Source organism: Rosenbergiella gaditana (assembly GCF_018494065.1).
Taxonomy (GTDB): domain Bacteria; phylum Pseudomonadota; class Gammaproteobacteria; order Enterobacterales; family Enterobacteriaceae; genus Rosenbergiella; species Rosenbergiella gaditana.
Genome location: NZ_JABBFR010000087.1, coordinates 1 through 249, shown reverse-complemented (window position 1 = coordinate 249; position 249 = coordinate 1). Strand labels below are relative to the sequence as shown.

The 249-nt window shown below is 30.5% G+C and carries 1 protein-coding gene; it reads right to left on the bottom strand.

Annotated elements, in window-relative coordinates; genetic code table 11:
- A partial coding sequence (locus HH682_RS15565) for a hypothetical protein (protein WP_214238378.1) occupies positions 1-202 on the bottom strand: 202 nt, incomplete at its 3' end.
- Positions 203-249 lie beyond the last annotated feature (47 nt).

The following is a 249-nucleotide window of genomic DNA, read 5'->3' as shown; positions in this document are numbered from 1 at the left end:
GACCCATTCCATCGCCAACTAAGAAAATGACATTTTTAGGGTTTTTAGTATTACCGAAAGCAATAGCTTCATCATTACTTGGTTTTTTGTTGTCCTCTGTATTTGTCCCAGAAGCTAAAGATACATTCGTACTACTTAATAATGTTGCAGCAATGATACTACCTGACAATAAGTATTTAGTATATTGATTAAATAATTTCATTTAAAATGGCCCCCTAATATATGTATAAATGCATTACAATTTAAGTA